Below are 21608 nucleotides of genomic sequence, written 5' to 3' on the forward strand. Positions count from 1 at the left end.
CACCATTTTCCTCCGGCATGACTTGGATCGATAATGATTGGTAAGTGTGTCAATTCTTTGATTACTGGGACTGCTTGTAAGTCTAATGTATTTCTTGTGTATGATTCAAATGTTCTCACTCCTCTTTCACATAGGATGACATTTGGATTCCCACTTGCCATGATATATTCTGCTGACATGATCCATTCTTGGAATGTTGCACTCAACCCTCTTTTTAACAAGATTGGTTTCTTTGTTGCTTTCCCGACTTTCTTTAACAAGTCGAAGTTTTGCATGTTTCTTGCTCCAATTTGAATCAAGTCTACTTTTTCAATGAATTCATCTAAGTATTCTGCATCCATCAATTCTGATACGATTGGTAATCCTGTTGCTTCTTTAGCTGCTACTAGAATATCTAACCCTGCTGATCCCATTCCTTGGAAAGCATATGGTGATGTTCTTGGTTTGAACGCTCCACCTCTTAATAGATTAGCTCCTGCTGCTTTGGCTGCTTTAGCGATTTCAATCACTTGTTCCTTGCTTTCTACTGAACATGGTCCTGCGATCACTGCTAGATGTCCTCCACCAATTTTAACGCCACCGACATCGATAACTGAGTCTTCTGGATGGAAAGCTCTATTAGCTAATTTATATGGTTCTGATACATGCATGACCTTTTCTACAGCTGGATCAACTTCAATCGATTCTGGATCTACTTTTGTTGTATCCCCAATGAGTCCCATTATTGTTTGATTTTCTCCTTTTGAAACATGAACTTGTAGTCCTTTTTCTTCAATAGTTTTTTCAATTCTTGTCACATCTTCAGTTATAGCTTCTTGTTTTAATACAATAATCATTTTCTTTTTCCTCCTTTATAAACAAAAAAACTCATCCTATAAAGGACGAGCTCTATTCCCGTGGTACCACCTTTTTTCACCTAAAGGTCACCCTTTAAGCCTCATCAAGTACAATCATACTCTCATCATGTAACGGTGATCACCGGAGATGCCTACTCAATTCAACATTCTACTCATAGCTGTATTCACAAATGACGCCAAATCTTTTTCCACCAACCAAAGACTCTCTATATTTTAATCATTTGTTACTATGTCTACTCACTGTATTTATGCTTATTCTACTTGACATTGTTTCCTGTGTCAATCATTATTTAACTTCTTAACCACCTCTAATAATTCTTCATCACTATAAACAACAAAATCAATAAAAGAAGTATCCTTTTCTTGTTTTTGATGATTATACCAAATCGTCTTTACTCCTGCTTGATAAGCTCCCATCATATCTATTTCATAACCATCTCCTACATAGTAACTATCATTTCCTTGAATTAATTCAAAGATTTCTTTTTGTGGTTTTTGATAACCTACTTTTTCTGAAATTATAATAGGAAAATCAATGATTGGAAATAATGAATTAATTTTATTCATTTGTGTTTTTTCTTTTCCATTAGTAATAATACCATAAGAAATATTCTTTTCTTTTAGGTAGTTAAAAAGTTCTTTCATTGTAGAAGATAATGTTAAATGTGCTTGTTGATCTTCATAGACTTTTTGAAAATCAAGTGCTTGTTGATTTGTAATGAATTGATGAAAATCTTTAAAAGCATTCTTTAAACGATAAATAGATAATTCGTCTTTTGTGATTAATTTATTTAAATATTTTGGGTAAATTTCATTACTATAGATTCTACTTTGTTTCCATAAAGCATATATATCAAGATCTTCATGAAATACTTTTTGATAAGCTTTATAAAAAGGATCATATAAACGATAAAGTGTATCGTCTAAATCAAAATAAATAACCATAACTCCTCCTAAAAGAAAAAACAGGTCACCCTGTTTCTTCTTGGTTGGTTCTCTTTTTATATTATGACAAGTGGAAAGTAAGTTTATATGAAGTAGCCAACCTCTACTATTCTCCTCACATTTATTTTACCTCTTTTGATTTAAAAAGTCTACTTTTTATCAAAATTTTTTATTATGGTCGAATAATTTCAACAAACTTAAAAGTATCATTTTCAAATGTAAAATATAATATACAACAATTAGTAAAGCCTCCACTTTTTAATATTTCTTCAGGATCAATAACAGTGGATAGAAAACACATACAAGCACCAGCATGTGAAAGAGCAAGAACTGTTTGATGATCTTCTTTATCCATCACATCTGTAAGTGTTTCTTTTAATCTTTTTTGTACATCTTCTTTTCTTTCTCCACCATAATGTGGAAATAAATCATCATAACCAAAATCATCAAAATTAGGGTTTAAGTCTTCACTTTCACCTTCAAATATTCCAAAATTTCTTTCTTTAAGCCCTTTTAATCTTTTATAGTATTGATCACCAATAATAAGTTCAATCGTATCACAGCATCTTTCAGATGTACTACTATAAAAATGATCAAAAGAAATATCTTTTAATATTTCTTTAGCCTTTAAAGCTTGTTGTTTACCAAGTTCTGTAAGTGGTGAATCACACCATCCTTGTATTTTTCTTCTTACATTAAATAAGGTTTGTCCATGTCTCATTAAATATAAATCTTTTTTCATATTCATACTCCTTATCCAAAAATTTCTTTAATAACTTCTAACAAGTCCTTTTGTTCCTCATTCATTGGTATACAAGTATTAATTTCTTGATAATATTTTTTCAACAAATCATTATTTCCTATTTGTTGTAAAGTAGTCATCACTTTATAATAAAGCATAAATCTAAATTGCGGATACTCTTTACAAATATTTTTCATTTCTTGATCTAAACAATCTGGATCATCTTTAATAAGTGTACTTAATAAATCCATACGTATTTCCGTATATCTTAAAGAAAGTCCATATTCTTTTTGTAATTCTTTAATTAGATCATAGATTTCTTTTAATAACTTAGAATCAACTTCAACATAAGCAAGATCTTGAAATACACGTGTAAAGAATTGTTCTAAATCTATTCCATAAGGATTAAAAGTATTTTGTAAATCTTGATTTTTTTCATGATTCATTTTAATAAGTCTTTTTATAATATTTTTTGTTTTATTTAACAAATCTAAATAATCATGATCTTTTTGAATAAGTTCTAATAAATCATTCGCTATATAGTTTTTATCAGCTACTTGATGAATATCTTCAAAATGTTCAATTACTTTAACAATATGATAAACAAGGGCATCATCATCAAATACTTCATTTTTTTCGCCTAATTGATCTAATTGTTGATCATATTTTTCATCAAAATGTGCAATTGTTTCATCTGTATTAAAACATTGATGATAAAAATCAAGAACTTCTTTATATCGAATATCAATATTGTTATTATTTAGTTCTTTTTCTATCATATGATAAGTTAAATTTTGAAAAAGTTTTTGTTTTTCATTTAAATAAGTTTGATTATCTTTATATTCATTTTTTAATGTATGTATTGTTGTCTTCATAAAAAACCTCCACCGTTATTTTATCATATAAAGCAAAAATAAAAAGAAGATATTTCTATCTTCTTCATCATTATTATTCAGCTGGTGAAATAGCTTCTACTGGACAAGTTCCAACACATGCTTGACAACCAATGCATGTATCTTTGTCACATTCCATTTTACCATCATCATCAAAAGCTAAAGCTTCTACTGGACAAACACCAGCACATGCTCCACATCCGATGCAAGTATCTTTATCTACGTTCATATTTAACTCTCCTTTTCCTTTTTTCCTATAATTAGTATAACACTTTCCACTTTTCAGTCAATACAAAGTCACTATTTTTCATAGCTTTGAATACAACAATTTTCGGGTAACCATGTCATTAATTCTTCATTTGTCATATCATGAAAATAACTATGAATGACACGCACGATACCTCCATGACAAACAACTAAAATGTTTTTATCAGGATATTTATTTTCAAGTTCTTCTAAAAAACTATACACACGATGGACTACTTGAAATAAAGATTCTCCGCCTGGATAATGGAGTGCGTGATTTTGTTTATAATATTGAAATTCTTTATTATTAATAACTCCTTCAAATTGTCCAAAATTAATTTCTTGTACTCTTGAATCAATTTTAATTTCTAATTGATGATTTTCATTTATGATTTTTGCAGTTTCATGTGCTCTTTGAAGTGGTGAAGCAAAAATCATATCTAATGAAATATCTTTTAATTGTTCACTGGCCATTTTAGCTTGTTGCTTTCCTAAAGATGTTAATTCAACATCCGAAATGCCACAAACTTTATTATCAATGTTATAACCTGTTTGACCATGTCTTACTATATATAATTTCATTTTTTTATGTCCTTTATCTTCATTTTGTTTTATGTTATCATATTTTTGGTATTTTGAGAACAAATGAAAAAGGAGAAAATTACATATGGGTGGTATGTTTGGCGTTGTCAGTCGTAAAGACTGTGTCACTGATTTGTTTTTTGGTATTGATTATCATTCTCATTTAGGAACAAAAAAAGGTGGGATTGCAGTTTATGGAGAAAACGGTTTTAACCGTGCAATTCATAATATTTCAAATTCACCATTTAGAACTAAGTTTGAAAATGATATTAAAGAAATGTCTGGAAAAATGGGGATTGGTTGTATTTCAGACAATGAACCTCAACCTCTTTTAATAAATTGTCGTTTAGGTAGTTATGCAATTGTTTCTGTAGGTAGAGTTGCAAATATGGAAGAATTAATTCAAGATGCTTTTGATAATGGGCATACTCATTTTTTAGAGATGTCTGGGGGCGAAGTCAATCAAACTGAATTAATTGCTGCAATGATCAATCAAAAGGATACTTATGTTGATGGAATTATCAATGTTTTAAGAAAAGTAAAAGGTTCTATTTCTTTTATGTTGATGACAAAAGATGGTTTGTATTTAGTACGTGATAAATTAGGAAGAACTCCATTAAATATTGGTAAGGGTGAAAATGGATTCTGTGCTTCTTTTGAAAGTCATGCTTATATTAACCTTGGATATAGTCTATATAAAGAATTAGGTCCTGGTGAAGTTTGTTTTATGACAAGTGAAGAAGTGAAAACACTTGTTGAGGCAAATGATAAAATGAAAATTTGTTCATTTTTATGGGTATATTATGGTTATCCAACAAGTTGTTATGAAGGACGTAATGTTGAAGAAATGCGTTATGAATGTGGTCGTTTAATGGCTCAAAGAGATGATATTAAAGATATTGATCTTGTAGCAGGTGTTCCTGATAGTGGAATTGCCCATGCGATTGGTTATTCAAATGAATCACATATTCAATATGGAAGACCTTTTATTAAATACACACCTACGTGGCCACGTTCATTTATGCCACAAATTCAAGCGGATCGTAATTTAATTGCAAAAATGAAATTAATTCCAATTGCTAGCTTGATTAAAGGAAAATCATTATTATTAATTGATGATTCAATTGTTCGTGGAACACAACTAAGAGATACAACTGAATATTTATATAATTCTGGAGCAAGAGCAGTCCATATCAGACCTGCTTGTCCTCCAATTATGTATGGATGTCCTTACTTAAACTTTTCAAGAAGTACAAGTGATATGGATTTAATTACACGTCGTGTTATTAAAAAACGTGAAGGAGAAAATGATATCAATATGTTAGAAACATATAGTGATCCAGATACTCCTGAATATAATGCAATGGTAGAAGAAATCCGTAAAGAACTTAATTTTACTTCTTTACGTTTTAATCGTTTGGATGATATGCTTCAAGCTATTGGACTTGATAGTGATAAGATCTGTACTTATTGTTTTAATGGTAAAAAATAATACGGAAAGAAAATTTCCGTATTTTTTTTAAAATATATTTAATAGCTTTCTAAGGAGTGCTATAATATTGAAGGAAAAAAGGAGACTCTTATGAAATATTTAATTGACCCAATGGATTTAAGTGTAGAAGAAATTGATGAACTAATTGATATTGCGAATGATATTATTAAAGACCGTACACGCTATCAAGATGCTTGTCGTCATAAAATTCTAGCTACACTCTTTTTTGAACCAAGTACACGTACAAGACTTTCTTTTGAATCAGCTATGTTATCACTTGGTGGAAGTGTTTTAGGTTTTTCAAGTGCAAGCAATACAAGCGCTTCTAAAGGTGAAAGTGTTAGTGATACTATTAGTGTTGTTTCAAGCTATTGCGATATTATTGCAATGCGTCATCCAAAAGAAGGAGCACCTCTTGTTGCTACAAGAAAAAGTACAGTACCTTTAATCAATGCTGGAGATGGTGGTCATAACCATCCAACGCAAACTTTAACTGATTTACTTACTATTTATAGAGAAAAAGGTAGATTAGATAATCTAACAATTGGATTTTGTGGGGATTTAAAATTTGGACGTACAGTTCATTCTCTTACAAAAGCAATGTCACGTTATAAAAATATTAAATTCGTGTTTATTGCACCATCTGAACTTAAAATTCCTGAATATTTAAAACATGATTTATTAGATGCTAAAAACTTAGACTACAAAGAAGTAGAAACAATTGAAGAAATTATTGAAGACTTAGATATTCTTTATATGACACGTGTTCAAAAAGAAAGATTCTTTAATGAACAAGACTATATTCGTTTAAAAGATACATATATTTTAGATTTAAAGAAATTAGAAAAATCAAAATCTGATTTAATCGTTATGCACCCATTACCTCGTGTTAATGAAATTGCTATTGAGGTTGATGATGATCCAAGAGCTAAGTATTTTGATCAAGTTCAAAACGGACGTTTTATGCGTATGGCACTTATTTTAAAAATGTTAGGATTGGAAAATGAGGTAGAAAGATAATGAAGATAGATAGTATTAAAAACGGGATTGTTTTAGATCATATTACTGCTGGTAAATCTTTAGAAGTTTATAAAGCACTAGGATTAGATAAATTAGATTGTAGCGTTGCTATTATTAAAAACGTTAAATCTAATAAAATGGGTAAGAAAGATATTTTAAAAATAGATGAAGAATTTGCATTAGATTTTGATGTTTTAGGATATTTAGATCCTAATATTACTGTTTGTATTATTAAAGATGGTAAACTTGTTGAAAAGAAAAAATTGCAACTTCCTCAAAAAATCATTAATGTAGAAAAATGTAAAAATCCTCGTTGTATTACATCTGTAGAACAAGGATTAGATCATGTTTTCTATTTAGCAAATAAAGATAAACGTATTTATCGTTGTCTTTATTGTGAAACAAAAGTTGAAAAAAAATAGAAGCTTTGCTTCTATTTCTATGCTGGAGTAGCTCCAACGGTAGAGCAACTGACTCGTAACCAGTAGGCTGTGGGTTCAAATCCCATCTCCAGCACCATTATTAAAATCAACAGTCGTTGATTTTTTTATTATAATAACAAACATCAAATATAAACCTTTTCTTCCCATTTCATCATGACATCTTTACCATGATGGGCTAAGCCTATATAAATCACTTTTCCTTTTAAATCATAATCATATCTTCTATCTTTGATTTGTTGAATAGCTTCATTTGATAATTTATCCAATGCTTTTTCAAAATCTTTTTTATCTTCTTTGAAATACTTAAATTCAATAATAAACGATGTTTTCTTTTCATCATGAGCCTGGATAATGAGATCACATCTTCCTTTACCTTCTTCTCGATTAGAAATAATCTTATAGTTATCTGATAGACATAAACACATTCCTAGCATCATCATATGATAACTGTTTTCATTATTTAAATCATGATAGCTTGGAATCATTAATACATTTTGATAATTTTTTAAAAAATCATTTTTGTTTTCAGCAATCAAATTGTCAACAATGCGATCATATTATCCATTGTTCATTCCTAGTTGATGTTCCGTTAATCTTATAAATTATCTTCTTACCTCATAATTTGGTATCGTAATTCTAAACTTTTCTTTTTTTGGATCAATTGCTTTTACTACTGTTAAATATCCAGCACTTACAAACATCCCCATAAGTTAGGTGTATTTGCCACTTCATAAAAGCTTGTTTGAAGGACAACTCTTGTTTCTAGATAGTTATTCTTTATAAGTTTTTCATATTGTTTTTTAAAGTCCTAGTCTACTTTTTATATAGCTTGTTTAAGCATTGTATTAGCACTCGTATTGACCCAATAAGGAACAAGTACTTTTCTTCTTGCATAATTTAAAATAGACCATGGATTATAGATTTCTTTATCTCCCATTTTATAGCCATCATACATTTCTTTGACTTCATCATTTAATTCTAAATCATAATATTCAAGTAATTCTTTGGTTTCTTCTATACTGAATCCAAAATATTCACTATAATCATTATCAATTACTGTATACACATCTAAATTATTTAAATCACTGAAAATATTTTCTTTAGCCACTCTTTGAATTCCTGTAAGCATCGCATATTTTAAGCTGGTTGATGTTTTAAGAGAATTATGAAGCAATCCTGCAAGTCCCCTTCTTACTTCATCATAGAACCCTCCTGTATGTGCTTCTACAAATGGTGTATCATATTCATCTATAAATACCATAACTTCTTTTCCATAATAATCTTCCATTCTTTCCATCAAGAATGAAATTGCATCATCTATTCCCTTAAGATTATTCTTATTATTATCAGCTAATACTTCATAAGTCTTTCATAATTTGTTTTCTTAAATCCCTTAAGATTTTCAAATACAAAATCATATTTATCCCATTGATTTTGTATTTGTGTTCTTATCGTCGAAACAACTGTTTCTTTATCTCTTTTGGCATCCGCAAAAGAGATAAAGATTGTTGGATATTGATTGATTTCAGCTGCATAAGGTGTTTCCATGATTTTTGTACCTTTAAAGATTTCTTTAGAGTCTTTGGTAATATCAAAGAATTCAGCCATCATTGACATATTAATGGTTTTTCCAAATCTTCTAGGACGAGTAATCAATGTTACATCTGTTACTCTACCTAAGAATTCTTTGATCATCAAGGTCTTATCTACAAAATAATAATTTCCTTCTACAAGTCTTGAAAAACTTTTCGTTCCTATTGGTATTTTCTTCATTTCTATCACCCTTTCTTTACATATTATAAACTATTTTAGAGATGTTTACTGATGAATATAAATTCAATTTTTAATTTGATCTATATTGAATATTTCATAGTTATGATTTTTAGCTTATCTAAATCTAATGGAAAATGGTAGTTGATCAAATATATAGGAAAACTAGAGTAGAAAAATCACGATAACAATAAAAATAAAGGAGGAAAATCAAGACTGATCATCAGTCTAATTTTCCTCCTAAAAAACATTAGATATTTTAGAGGGGATATTGATTTCACATCAATATCCCCTTAATAATTTAAAGTAATTTTTCTAAAACACGCGATTATTTAGAGCGCTATATAATCAATGTTATCTATTATTACTCAACGATCACTTTTAGCAACTAGAATAACTATTTCCCATTTAAGACATCTTTAATTGCTTGTAGATTTTCTTTAACACTATCATCATTTGGAATCATATAATAAAGTGTACTATCAGGCATGTAAGCTCCACCTGTTTGCATAACTCCTGTTCCGGTGAATTGTTTTTGTTTAAATGTCCATGAGGCATTATCATTTATTTGCATTTTGATTAAATCTGTTATATCACTCGATGCCATATTTGTTTCAAAACATCCTGATATAGCTTTTAAAACACTACTATAATTAGTAATAACTGCAGGTGACATCATTTTATTAAGCATAGCCATTAAAACATCTTGTTGATGTTTTACACGTACATTATCTCCATCAGCAAATGAATGTCTTTCCCTTGAATATGCTAAAGCTTCTTCACCATTCATTTGTTGAAGACCTAATTTATAGGAATAACCACCCGCACTAAAATCTTGATCAACATTAACAGTAATACCACCCAATGCATCAACCATTGTGACCAATGATGTAAAGTTAACTCTTGCATAGTAGTTGATATCTGTTCCTAAAAACTTAGCCATTGTTTTAACCGTATTTTCAGGACCAGCAATACCTGAATGGGTTAACTTATCCTTTTTTTGCATATTCGCAAGAGTTACGTAGTAATCTCTTGGAATAGATGTTAATAAAATCTTCTTTGTATTTGGATTAACAGTAACGATCATATTAACATCTGATCTAGATACTGTTGTAATACTTCCATATGTATCAATACCACTGATATAAATAATAAATGGTGTATTTGTTACAGAAACTCTTGTTGAAAAGTCTTTGACTTTTGTTTCTATGTCACTTGTCCATATTTCTTTAACTTCATTTTGAAAATCTGGATGATTTTCTTCAAACATACCATTATATGCTGTATTAATTAATATAGCATTAACGGTATTATTATAAAGATCATCCCCTAGTTTTGAATATGTCATAGCAACATCAAAATTCAAGCTTGATTCTTTCTTTTTAGCTTCAGCAATAACTTGATTCATATCTTTTTCTTTATCATATTGTAAACAATATTCAATCGATTCATTTTGTAATTCAGATAAACTGTCTATTTTACTACTTTTTAATACAACAATTGCATAATGTGTAGATTTCGTATTAGAATTCGTAATATCATCTAATGTTGAATAACCTTTATTGATCATTACTGATCCAAATACCATTAATACACTTAATATTAAACTTAATACTTTTCCAATAATCTCTCTTGGTTTTGTTTTACGATGATGTTCTTTTTTATTAGGTTTCATTAATGCATAATTAATAAAACCTAATAAAACAAGTATCATCCCAACCATAACAGCATATGTTGTTGGTAAAATATTAAGCTTAAAAATAAAAAATAATAATACTACTGTTGTAATGACCTGTATTCCTAAAATAACAGGCCAAGATATAATTTTCTTTATATTTTCCATAATTCATTTCCCTTTTATTTCTATGATGGTATTATTATACACATAAATAATTAAAAATTAAACCTTTTTTCTACTCATATATTTTAATTCAGCTAAACAAATAGGCTATTCGAAGTATCTACTGACCATTGAAATTTTAATCAATAATCAATTACTATTTTTTTATTTGAAGGTACGTAATACTTTCCAACAATATTGCCTCTTGCTTCAATAATATTATTATATTTCCATAATCTTTCATCTTCTATTAATTGGAATTCAAATTGCTGTTTTTCTTCATTAAGAATTATTTCATTTACAATAAAATGACACTCATATATTTTTCTTTTATTTATAAAATAATAACCTTGACAATAGTTGTGATTTATTCTCACTCTTGAAATTTCTAATAAGAGTTCTTTTTCTTTTACTTCTTCTTTGTCATCACTAATTGTTCCACAAATTTTTATTTTTGAAGGAAATTGATTTTTTTGTAAAAACTCGGCTATAAATTCTTTATTTGATATTATATGTTTTGAACATTTATCTTCTTTAAATTTTATTAAAAGCTCTTCATTTTTTAAATTATTAATAATTACTTTTTCATCGTCATTTAAATTATTAGAAATAAGTTTTTGTTGTAATTCAATGTAACCTATACAATCATCAATATTGATTCTTTTCGTAAAATCATCATAGGTTGCTTCATGAATTAATTTATTTATTGGGATAAATGTTTCAACAGAATATTTTTTTTCATCAAGTAACAACTGTTTTGAATCTTCTCCATATTTATAAGGTCCATAAAAGCCAAACGGTTCTTCTTTCAAAATCATCCAAATTACCTTAGCAAATAAGTAAACATCCGAAGCTTTAAAATCAATATAACTAAACGCTCCCAAATTACTAAATTCTGGTGGCGCGATTTTACCCGGACCTATTCTTTCATTTAAATCTGTCAAATTATCAATATCGTTATCACAAAATATTAATCCAAAATCTGTTAAATATACTCTGTTATTTAAAATAAGAATATTATCTGGTTTAATATCTCTATGTTCCATATCTCGGGAATGCAATTGTTTTATAACTAAAGCAATTTTCATTATATCATCTAACTTCTCATTGAGTTTTTTTCTAGTATTAACCTTATACTCCCTGACCTTTTTCATTAAATACCAAGAATTATCCATTGAAGATAAATTACAATCCTCAATTAACATAATCCCCTCAATGTCAGTAAGCTTATTTACATATTCTATTTCCTTTTTAAAACGTTCAAATCTCTTTAAAACGTTCAAATCTCTTATTACACTTTTTTAGATTTCTTTTATCTGCAGAAAAAAACTTTGCAACAAAATCCAATTTTGGATATCCTATTATATCTACATCAAATACTTTTCCATTGCCACCCGAACCTATTTCTTTCTTTATAACAAATTTGTATCTTGCTCCCTCATAAATTTTATTTTTTTTATTCATTTTCGGCAGCCATCCTTTGTTGTAAAGATTCTTCATCATAAGATTTACCTAATTCATAGAATATATTTGCTGTTATTGGATAATCAATTTCTAATGCTTTAGAAAATTTATAATATTTATTTGCTATTTCTTTTTCAGATTTTCCAGCGTCAGGTGAATATACTCCTCTTTTATTAGACTCTTCAATAATAAATGACTTATTCAAATCATTACTATTATATTTTTCAATAATTTTTCTTACACTTTCATGTGGTGGATATCCATCGTTACCCACTGGAGCGTTTGCAAATAATGAACCAACTAGTCTCTCATAAAGATATTCCTGATTTTGATCTTTTAATAAATGTTTAAAATCCTCTAACCACTTACAAAGCTCTTCATAATCAACATTTCCATTTTTTTCTGAAGGGCAAAATTTCATTTTATAAAAGCAACTAGTTAAACTACTTCGTATATTTTCATCAATATCCATTTTTTTATTTCCATCTTTATCTTTGAAAATACAACAAATTAAATCAGCATAAAAAATAGGATTTCTTTTTATTTCTCTTTGAATACATTTCATTGTATCCCAGTCTAAAATACCACTGAATATCCATTCTATTTTTGCAATTTCACTACATTTTTCATCATCATTAATAAATTCTTTTTGTAATAGTTCTAACAATTCTTGCAACGGATAATCCATAACAGAGTAATGACCTTCATATTTCAAATTGGAAATTTTGATGAAATAATCATATAGTTCTTGTAAAGAAAAGTAATCTTTCATATCATCTAAAAATAAAATATAGTTTTCCTTATTTGAATACTTTAAACATTCGGCTAATGCTTTTCCAATTACCTCTTTACTAGCATTTTCAAATATAAAGAAACATCTTTCTCTTTTCCAAAAAATACTCTTTACCTGTTCATCTTCCGTGAAAATGTAAGCATCCTCATTTCCATTTACTCTTTGTAATGAAAATATATCGGATATTAATTCTGCATTATCTGTCATTTCTTTTAAATCATTAATAACACTTCTTAAGTCAATTACTTTGTTACAGTAAAAAGTTTCTATAAATGATCTAGTTTGCTTTCCTTGAGAATCTTTGCTTATTAAAAGATTCAAAATTTCTTTATTATATTTACATTTACAATAATACTGTGCCAAAACTGTTCCAATATCATAGTCATCATCACCTACTAAGATATCTATTAAATCCTCAATTGAATAATCTTTTTTGATAAATTCATTTATTTTATCATCAATCAATTGATTTTTTAATTGTTGATTTTTATTTCTATAATCATCACCTTTATATGGAATTGGATGCAGAAGAGGCATATTATGCTTTATAAATAAATATCTATAATCAAAAATAGGATTATTAAAAGAAATAGCACTTATTGTATTTTCATAAATCATAAGTTTATCTTCTTCTATTGCCCAATCGCTCTGATTATAAAATCTATGTCTATAAACAATATAACGTATTTTTGTTTTCAAATACTCTTTATCATTGTCACACATTGATTGTGTCTTCTTAATCAATTTATTAAAAAAATTTTTTTGAAGATCAATTGAATATCTATCTAGATGCTCAATTAGAGTTTTCCAACGGTTTTTATCCATACCAGCGTATTGCGTACATAAATTTAAGTATTCAATATATACATTATCTAAATCACCGTAAGTAATTTCTTCAGATTCATTAACAATCCTATATTTAGGTTGCAATAAGGGAGACATCATAGCGTGTGACTCAGGTAACTGACTTGCAAATACATTCCATGCTGTCTTATATTTTTCAATTAAACTTTGAGCTTGTTTAATTTTTTCATTTGAATTTAAGGAGCATGAATCGAACCATGGACAAAAAATGACTTCTAATGTATTTTTAGGACTATTTCCCATTTTGTAATCTATTTCAAATTCATTCATTCTAAAAAAACAATTTATTGTTCGAGAAACATATTTTCTTATATGAACTAACTGTTCTAAACCAAATATGATATTTACATAGTAATTATTACTTTTAAATATATCTCCTGAATTCTTTTCAAATAATTCTTTTAATCCTGTTGGTTTAACAAATTCAGATTCTATTCTATCCAAACATGAATTTGGTGATGCCTCACATAGTGGTATAAAATATTGAGAAATACATGCCCATTGTTCTATTCCTCGTATGTTTTCTAATATTGCTTTAACTATATTATCAACTTGATATTGATAATTTTGATTATTCTTATAAATTACTTTCATAACCAATATTCGCAACATTCCATCTTTTAATACTTTTGAATATTTAGGTTTTTCTTTTATAACATTCACTAAATAATGCTCTTTAAAATCTTTCTTAAAAATTGGCTCTAATTCTTCAAAAACCTCTTTTAACAAAGAAATATACTGTTTCCAACTTTCAGGAAAAATCAATGCATCCAATTCCATCCATGCATTTTCAATCGAAGAAATCATATAACGTATTGAGCCATGGTTATCAATTTTAATAACAAATGGTTTTTCAACTGTTGAATAAGAATTAAGTTCTTGAATAACACCGTCGTACTCTTTTTCCGCAAGTTTAGAAATAATTTCTTTATCTCCTTCACATTCCGCCCATGATCCACATAGTAAAGCCGCAATTACTGCTTTCGATCTATTTTCCACCCATTGCGGCTTAAAATTACTGACACGATTAAATAAATGTTTTCTCATAAATGCATAGATGCCACTTGTATTATTTACAAGATTTCTAGCATCTTCGTAATCTAATCCTATTTTTTCTAAAGCACTAAGTAAGTTATGAATGGTTCTTTTTCTAAGATGTAATTCATTAGTTTCATAGAAAATATCCCCTTCATTATAAATGAAGATATTTGTATTATCTTTTTTCACTAGTATTTCTTCACTATTAAAATAAGGTACAAGGATTGCATTTCTTATATCATCCTCTATAAGACTTAACCAAGATTTTTCGTCTTTCACAATTAAAATTATTCTATCTTTAGAAAATCTTTTTAAATAATTTAAAATGCGATACAAACTTTCCTCTTTTGATTTTCCAACTATGATAATTTTTTCATTATCTAATTGATCTTCAAAATCCATTTCAAATTGTTCATCATCAATTTCAAAAAAATCTAAACTTAATTTTTCAAAAGAACTACTTTTTTTAATATCAGATTCAATATCTTCTATTGATAAAATATGAATATTATCTTTACCAAGATTTTTTACTTCAGTTTCAATTGCATCTAACTGTTTCTTTAGAGAAAAATAGTTTTGTTCTGATTGTTTTCTCCAAATTTCTAAATAAGTTTCCAAGGCTTTATCAGTATCATATTGCTTTAATTCATCTAATATAATTTGAATGAAATGGTAACTATATTCATGTGCATTTCTTTCCGATACTCCGTATTCAATAAATAATTCAACAATTTCATTTTCTAAATAAGAAATTAATTCATATCCTCTTTTGTCATAGCTTTTTTCAGCTATATTTTGCATATTATCTTTAGAAAATATAACTAGTAAATCATTTTTAAATCCTTCTTGATCATCAAGATTTTTAACTACTTGTTCTCCTGTTTCTAAAAATAAATTTTTCCATTTTTTTTCATTTACCCTATTATTAATAAACTGTATTATAAAGTCTAAAGTTTTGCCTATAATAGCACCTTTAATATCTAAACTATTAGCTGCTTTTCCTATTAGGCTCGTTTCATTTGAATATTTCATAGATAAGTATCCTTTCTTGTATTTTTTATGAATTCCTCATGGCATCTATTATATATTAATAATAAGATTATTTCTTGTAAAACGAACTATCAATCCTACTAATTTTAAAATTATTGATTATGTTTTATGAAATGCATGAAATTATTCACTATTTAAAATATCATAAGTTAATTTTGAAAGAATTTGATCTCCCCATTCTTCCTTTTGCAAAGAATTAAAATATAATTGATTTTTAACCTCATTCATATCAAAAAACCAGCCTGGATAAGTATCTAATAAAGATTGACAATATTCATCTGTAAAAATATACTTGCTTCTTAAAAGCTTTGATACATAATCATTATGTAAATTATACAATTCTTCTATATGCAGTATTTTTGAACTATTTTGTACTTTTTGTTTTAAATCTTCTTCTACATTCTCCTTTGATTTAATTTTTATATTAAAATCATTAGATAATCCTAAATAACATAACTGCTCATCTGTTTCAATTTCAAAAAAAATATCATATCCATATTCCTCTTCAAAGGGATATAATAAACTCTTATTATCAAAAGTATCTTCCGCATTTTTAGCGTTATTGCACACAGGACAACATGGAATAAGATTATACATTGATAGGGCTAAATATGGATATTTAGATTTAGGATAGTAATGATCATATTGTGGCCGTGTTCCCTTCTTGGGTGTTGTATAAATAAAACTTCTATTACAATAAGGACATATTTTTACTCCTATTTTCTTACCCCAAGTTCTTCCAACCTCTCTATTAGTAAAATTTTTATATATACTTTCAAATTCATCATGTAACTTTTTATCATCTTTGTTTTTTTCTAAAATACCAATTTCTTTTATAACTTTTTCTAGAGCTTTACGATCTCCAGTAATCACTTCTATTACTTTATTTTCACATATCTTATCATCCTCATAAAAGTAATCGATTATTTTATTTCTGTTTTCAATATTATATATATTTTTCTCATTCTTCTTTATTTTTTCTAATAGATCTGAATATGATTTTTTTACGTCAGCATAAAATTCATTTTTATTTTTATCACATATCTTTGATATTTTAATCATTTTTCTTCACAACCTTTTAAACATTATTGTTTCTTTAGTTCATTTATTTTGTTTTCGATTTCTCTTTTTTGTTTTTCTAAAAAACGAATCATTTCTTCATTTTGACTAGAATCTAATTTATTTTTTTTAGGTTCATTAATTAATTTTCTTAAATGATTTTGAATAATAGGCTCACCAATGAGATCAATCAAACGATTAATGTTTTCTTTATCATCAAACTTTCCAGTTTTAATTTCTTTAGCTATATTATTTATAAAAGTCCTTGAGTACTCACCAAAAGTATTTCCATTTTCTAAAAAAAAAGCATCTTTATACAAATTAAAAATATTACATCCAAATGTTTGCTTAACCTCTTTTTTCATTATTATTCCTGTATGATCCTTCTTTAAAAAAATACAATTTTGTGTAGGCATGTCTGATAAAACAATTGGTGAATGCGTTGAAAAAACAATTTGGAATACGTTATCTGGAAAGCATTCATTTAATTCGTTTATTAATGTCGTTATTATTTTTTGCTGCCAAGCCGGATGTAGATAAAGATCTATCTCGTCAATTAATAATAAAATATTTTCCCTTAACTTATAACCTTTATCTTTAAAATAATCTTTAATTTTTGATAAAAAATATATACGTGACATGAAATTAAGGATTGCTCTTTCACCAGATGAAGTGTACTCGTCTAATATATGAATATATTTTAATAGGAAGGAAGTTTCATTAGAAATAAAATTTTTAATGAAGTTCCAAAATGTCTTTATATTTTCTGTATAACAATTTCCATTTTTTTCAAAGCTTTTTCTTTTTATTTTATCTATCTCTTTTATTGCATTTTGAAAATATGCCTTTTCTTTATTATCTTTACTATCTGTAAATGGATATTCTTTAATAAATCCTTTGCATTTTTCATACAATTCATCAATTGTATAGTATTCCCCAATATGTTCATTAAAATTAGGATAACAGTAAATTAATTCTCCCGCTAGATTCATAATTAAAGAAGATGTTATATCATTATTTGAATTTATATTTGTAGGTAGTTTTATAAATTTCTTTTCAAATTCTTTCACATCTTTTTCGTGATACTTCTTAGTATAATAGTTTAAATCTTTTAAATCACTACTAATAAAATTATCAATCTTATCTATTTTGAATTGAATATTTGAAATATCTTTACCAATAAATTTATCTTTTAAACCTTTTACATGTACTAAAAAATCAATATCAATCAAACTTCGAAAACGATTATCCATAAAATTAGGAAATATACTTTGCATAATATGAAATTTTGTATTATTCAATCCATATTGATCATTTAACGCTCCTTTAGAAGTAAAAAATTCTTTTTCTAAAATTTCAAATGTTTTACTCGATAAATTAATATAGTCAATTTTTCCTAACTTTCGATAATAATTTTCTCCAGAAAAATTACTATTTGTAAGGTAAACTTTGGATAGTTGATCTAAATTGACATCTATTTTAGAACTTGAATATTTTACTAAACAATCTGTCGCTTCTCCTTCAACATTTACTTCCTGACTTGTTGAATTAAAAATAACAAAATCATCATCATAAAAAACAGCAATAAATTCTTTTTTTACTTTTGATTTTTGTGATTTTAATTTAATATCAGATATGCTCCCTAGTTTATTTAATAATGTAGTTTTCCCTGTCCCATTTTCACCAACTACACCACTAATATTTAATATTTTGTCTGTTTTAAAAATATTAGGTATATTTTTCTTTTTAATAAACAACTCATTGTTTAAATTATCAAAATGAATATCATATTCAGGTGTGAAACAAAATTCTTGTTGTAATGTATCAATTGGATTATCACCAATCCAGATATATAATAATTCCATAAAATCCTCCCTATTTTTAATGTGGTTTTATAGTTTTGTAACCGATTACATTATAACATAAAAAGAAAGAGCAACACTCTAGTGCTACTCTTCATAACAAATTATTTCCTTTTAGCATTATTCAAGGAAGAACAAACTTTTAATCTCTTCTAAATAAATCTCTTGTATATACTTTATCTTCTACATCATCTAGACAACTATCATAGCGGTTCGCTATGATTGCTTGACTTAGTTCTTTAAATTTATTTAAGTCATTTACTACTTCACTTCCAAAGAATGTTGTTCCATCTTCTAATGTTGGTTCATAAACAATGACTTTTGCTCCTTTGGCTTTGATTCTTTTCATGACTCCTTGGATTGATGACTGTCTGAAGTTATCACTGTTTGATTTCATTGTTAATCTATATACTCCAACAATAACTTCATTTTCTTTTTCTTGATCATATGAATCATTTGATTCATATGCACCTGCTTTTTCTAATACTTGATCAGCTATGAAATCTTTTCTTGTTCTGTTACTTTCAACAATAGCTTCGATTAGATTTTGTGGGACATCTGCATAGTTAGCTAATAACTGTTTTGTATCTTTTGGTAAACAGTATCCTCCATATCCAAATGATGGATTGTTATAATGTGATCCTATTCTTGGATCTAGACATACTCCATTGATGATTTGTTGTGTGTCTAATCCTTTTAGTTCTGCATAAGTATCTAATTCATTAAAATAAGACACTCTAAGTGCTAAATATGTATTAGCGAACAGTTTTACTGCTTCTGCTTCTGTAAATCCCATAAACAATGTATCAATATCTTCTTTAATGGCTCCTTCTTGTAGAAGTGATGCAAATGTATGTGCTGCTTCTACTAAGCTTTCATCTTCCATATCTGTCCCTACAATGATTCTTGAAGGATAAAGATTATCATACAATGCTTTTGATTCTCTTAAGAATTCAGGAGAGAAGATAATATTCTTGCTTCCTGTCTTTTCTCTTATACTTTGTGTATATCCTACTGGTATTGTACTTTTGATAACCATGATGGCATCTGGATTGATTTCCATTACCTGTTTGATTACACTTTCTACTGCACTTGTATCAAAGAAGTTCTTCTTTGAATCATAGTTTGTTGGTGCAGCAATGACTACGAATTCTGCACCTTTATAAGCAGCATTAGCATTTAATGTTGCTGTTAAATTTAATTCTTTTTCTTTTAAATATTTTTCGATATATTCATCTTGAATAGGACTAATTCTATCATTAATCTTATTCACCTTATCTTCTATGATATCCACAGCCATCACTTCGTGATGCTGTGCTAATAATGTAGCGATACTTAATCCTACATATCCTGTTCCTGCGACTGCTAGTTTCATTTTTTTAGTCCATCCTTTTTTAATAAATACTCTTTTTTCTCTTCATATGGCATATGTTTACTATTAACTATTTTTTCTTTATTTTTCTTTTCATATTCCTCTATTGTCTCTATTAACTTTGCAGGTACCCCCCCACAACAGTTCCAGAAGGAACATCATGAGTAACCACAGCATTGCAAGCAATTATACAATTTTCTCCAATAGTAACGCCTGGCATAATAGTTGCATTTGTACCAATATGAACGTTATTTCCGATTTCTATTTTTCCAAATTTATCAGCATTTTTATATTTATCTCCAAACCCTGAATATTTACTTCTTAGCACCCACATTCCGCCATCGTGAGTAATCAATTGCACACCTGCGTTTATTCGAACATGGTTACCTAATGAAATTAAATATGGTTCAGATCCAAAGTTTGCTGACTTATGTATTTCGCAATCATTACCAATTTCTACTCCTTTTGTTCTTAAATAAGAAATATATTTCGACATATTCATTAACTTTTTTCTTATTAAATCAATTATTTTCATTTTTTTCTCCATTTCTGCATTTGAACTGCGCTCAACGCAGACACAAACACGTAATATAAATTTATTCACCATTTTTACTTCATGTAATATACTTAAAAAGAGATGGTATACTACAAAGCACGGTGGGGTGAGTAGGCAATTCTACCTATATATAGAATATCCTGAATTTTTATAAGTCGCCGTCAACTTTTCAAACACAAACAAGTGAGATTTTAAGCCCGGACACCTATGATTGTATAATAGACAATTCGTCTATTTTCGCTTGTTGACAGTCTATGCCATTTCTAATATTAAAAACCACAGTATTTCTTACAAATCTTGGTTATGAAGTAACATTAATTACTTTAGAAAATACTAAACTAAACAACAACTCACATAATTTCGAATTTTTTAAACATTTTCGACTTGTTTTTAAGTCGTCTTTTTTTATAAAACCTAATCCAAGATAAATGTTGGTAAGTATCTCTTGAAAAACTAATCAAATAGTGAAAAATTTAGAATCATATTTAAAATTACTGAATTTCAATGCACATAAGCTGTTGCCTATCTCTTTGAATATATGAAGAAATATCTTCTTTTGATAATATTTATTATGTTGATCTTTATATTTATAAAGCCCTATATAATTTCTTAAATATTTATCTGATATTCCTCGATACTTATATAGAAATAAATCTATCGATGAATGTAAATCATTTATCTTTTTAAGGGTATAACCATCTTTCTCTTTTTTACCTGATG

The 21608-nt window shown here is 27.6% G+C and carries 20 protein-coding genes, 1 tRNA gene, 1 pseudogene and 1 other annotated feature; of the genes and pseudogenes, 4 read left to right on the forward strand and 18 right to left on the reverse strand.

Annotated features, from left to right (window positions below; genetic code table 11):
• From aroF to C7U54_RS13905, 6 genes are all read right to left on the reverse strand, one after another.
• On the reverse strand, positions 1 to 836 hold an 836-nt coding region (gene aroF, locus C7U54_RS13880), incomplete at its 3' end, for a 3-deoxy-7-phosphoheptulonate synthase (RefSeq protein WP_107030652.1).
• A 38-nt stretch (positions 837 to 874) separates the two neighbouring features.
• Positions 875 to 1107: a binding site (T-box leader), on the reverse strand.
• Positions 1108 to 1136: 29 nt separating this feature from the next.
• Positions 1137 to 1802 (reverse strand): HAD family hydrolase, encoded by a 666-nt coding sequence (locus C7U54_RS13885; RefSeq protein WP_022000929.1) that lies wholly within the window; start codon positions 1800 to 1802, stop codon positions 1137 to 1139.
• Between the two features lie 172 nt (positions 1803 to 1974).
• Positions 1975 to 2544 carry a histidine phosphatase family protein gene (locus C7U54_RS13890; RefSeq protein ID WP_107030653.1) on the reverse strand — a complete coding sequence of 190 codons (570 nt, stop codon included), beginning with the start codon at positions 2542 to 2544 and terminating at the stop codon, positions 1975 to 1977.
• Positions 2545 to 2555: 11 nt separating this feature from the next.
• Positions 2556 to 3419, reverse strand: a complete 864-nt coding sequence (locus C7U54_RS13895; RefSeq protein ID WP_107030654.1) for a hypothetical protein — start codon at positions 3417 to 3419, stop codon at positions 2556 to 2558.
• A gap of 73 nt (positions 3420 to 3492) precedes the next feature.
• Positions 3493 to 3666 carry a 4Fe-4S binding protein gene (locus C7U54_RS13900; protein WP_107030655.1) on the reverse strand — a complete coding sequence of 58 codons (174 nt, stop codon included), beginning with the start codon at positions 3664 to 3666 and terminating at the stop codon, positions 3493 to 3495.
• Between the two features lie 71 nt (positions 3667 to 3737).
• On the reverse strand, positions 3738 to 4265 hold the full coding sequence (locus tag C7U54_RS13905) for a histidine phosphatase family protein (RefSeq protein WP_107030656.1): 528 nt from the start codon (positions 4263 to 4265) through the stop codon (positions 3738 to 3740).
• 85 nt (positions 4266 to 4350) lie between these two features.
• Between C7U54_RS13905 and C7U54_RS13910 the strand changes: the two genes are divergently transcribed.
• The 4 genes from C7U54_RS13910 to C7U54_RS13925 all read left to right on the forward strand — a co-directional run bounded on the left by C7U54_RS13910 (position 4351) and on the right by C7U54_RS13925 (position 7296).
• The gene (locus C7U54_RS13910; RefSeq protein ID WP_022001257.1) at positions 4351 to 5757 is read left to right on the forward strand and encodes an amidophosphoribosyltransferase; all 1407 of its coding nucleotides are present in this window, start codon (positions 4351 to 4353) and stop codon (positions 5755 to 5757) included.
• Positions 5758 to 5847: 90 nt separating this feature from the next.
• Positions 5848 to 6777: an aspartate carbamoyltransferase gene (pyrB, locus tag C7U54_RS13915; RefSeq protein WP_107030657.1), complete on the forward strand. Its 930-nt coding sequence runs from the start codon at positions 5848 to 5850 to the stop codon at positions 6775 to 6777.
• On the forward strand, positions 6777 to 7199 hold the full coding sequence (locus C7U54_RS13920; RefSeq protein WP_107030658.1) for an aspartate carbamoyltransferase regulatory subunit: 423 nt from the start codon (positions 6777 to 6779) through the stop codon (positions 7197 to 7199). Before pyrB ends, C7U54_RS13920 begins: the two co-directional genes overlap by 1 nt.
• Positions 7200 to 7220: 21 nt before the next feature.
• Positions 7221 to 7296, forward strand: a tRNA-Thr gene (locus tag C7U54_RS13925).
• A 46-nt stretch (positions 7297 to 7342) separates the two neighbouring features.
• Here the strand turns inward: C7U54_RS13925 and C7U54_RS13930 are convergent.
• The 12 genes and pseudogenes from C7U54_RS13930 to C7U54_RS15015 form a co-directional block, all read right to left on the reverse strand.
• Positions 7343 to 7756 (reverse strand): PD-(D/E)XK nuclease domain-containing protein, encoded by a 414-nt coding sequence (locus C7U54_RS13930; RefSeq protein ID WP_107030659.1) that lies wholly within the window; start codon positions 7754 to 7756, stop codon positions 7343 to 7345.
• Between the two features lie 284 nt (positions 7757 to 8040).
• Positions 8041 to 8508, reverse strand: coding sequence for an AAA family ATPase (locus tag C7U54_RS13935; protein ID WP_241522622.1), 468 nt, complete (start codon positions 8506 to 8508; stop codon positions 8041 to 8043).
• A gap of 62 nt (positions 8509 to 8570) precedes the next feature.
• The gene (locus C7U54_RS13940; RefSeq protein WP_107030660.1) at positions 8571 to 8993 is read right to left on the reverse strand and encodes an AAA family ATPase; all 423 of its coding nucleotides are present in this window, start codon (positions 8991 to 8993) and stop codon (positions 8571 to 8573) included.
• A gap of 394 nt (positions 8994 to 9387) precedes the next feature.
• Entirely contained in the window at positions 9388 to 10833 is a 1446-nt protein-coding gene (locus C7U54_RS13945; RefSeq protein ID WP_107030661.1) for an LCP family protein, read from the reverse strand.
• 140 nt (positions 10834 to 10973) lie between these two features.
• Positions 10974 to 12113: a protein kinase gene (locus C7U54_RS13950; protein WP_158574239.1), complete on the reverse strand. Its 1140-nt coding sequence runs from the start codon at positions 12111 to 12113 to the stop codon at positions 10974 to 10976.
• Positions 12091 to 12294 carry a hypothetical protein gene (locus C7U54_RS13955; protein ID WP_107030663.1) on the reverse strand — a complete coding sequence of 68 codons (204 nt, stop codon included), beginning with the start codon at positions 12292 to 12294 and terminating at the stop codon, positions 12091 to 12093. Before C7U54_RS13955 ends, C7U54_RS13950 begins: the two co-directional genes overlap by 23 nt.
• Entirely contained in the window at positions 12287 to 16021 is a 3735-nt protein-coding gene (locus C7U54_RS13960; protein ID WP_107030664.1) for a hypothetical protein, read from the reverse strand. Before C7U54_RS13960 ends, C7U54_RS13955 begins: the two co-directional genes overlap by 8 nt.
• A gap of 141 nt (positions 16022 to 16162) precedes the next feature.
• Positions 16163 to 17101, reverse strand: a complete 939-nt coding sequence (locus tag C7U54_RS13965; RefSeq protein WP_107030665.1) for an HNH endonuclease — start codon at positions 17099 to 17101, stop codon at positions 16163 to 16165.
• A gap of 23 nt (positions 17102 to 17124) precedes the next feature.
• Positions 17125 to 18963, reverse strand: coding sequence for an AAA family ATPase (locus C7U54_RS13970; protein WP_107030666.1), 1839 nt, complete (start codon positions 18961 to 18963; stop codon positions 17125 to 17127).
• 139 nt (positions 18964 to 19102) lie between these two features.
• On the reverse strand, positions 19103 to 20335 hold the full coding sequence (locus tag C7U54_RS13975; RefSeq protein ID WP_107030667.1) for a nucleotide sugar dehydrogenase: 1233 nt from the start codon (positions 20333 to 20335) through the stop codon (positions 19103 to 19105).
• Between the two features lie 112 nt (positions 20336 to 20447).
• Positions 20448 to 20867, reverse strand: a complete 420-nt coding sequence (locus C7U54_RS15450; protein WP_277738552.1) for an acyltransferase — start codon at positions 20865 to 20867, stop codon at positions 20448 to 20450.
• Positions 20868 to 21345: 478 nt separating this feature from the next.
• Positions 21346 to 21608: pseudogene (locus tag C7U54_RS15015) on the reverse strand (hypothetical protein); the annotation flags it as partial.

This window comes from Faecalibacillus intestinalis (genome assembly GCF_003024685.1).
Taxonomy (GTDB): domain Bacteria; phylum Bacillota_I; class Bacilli_A; order Erysipelotrichales; family Coprobacillaceae; genus Faecalibacillus; species Faecalibacillus intestinalis.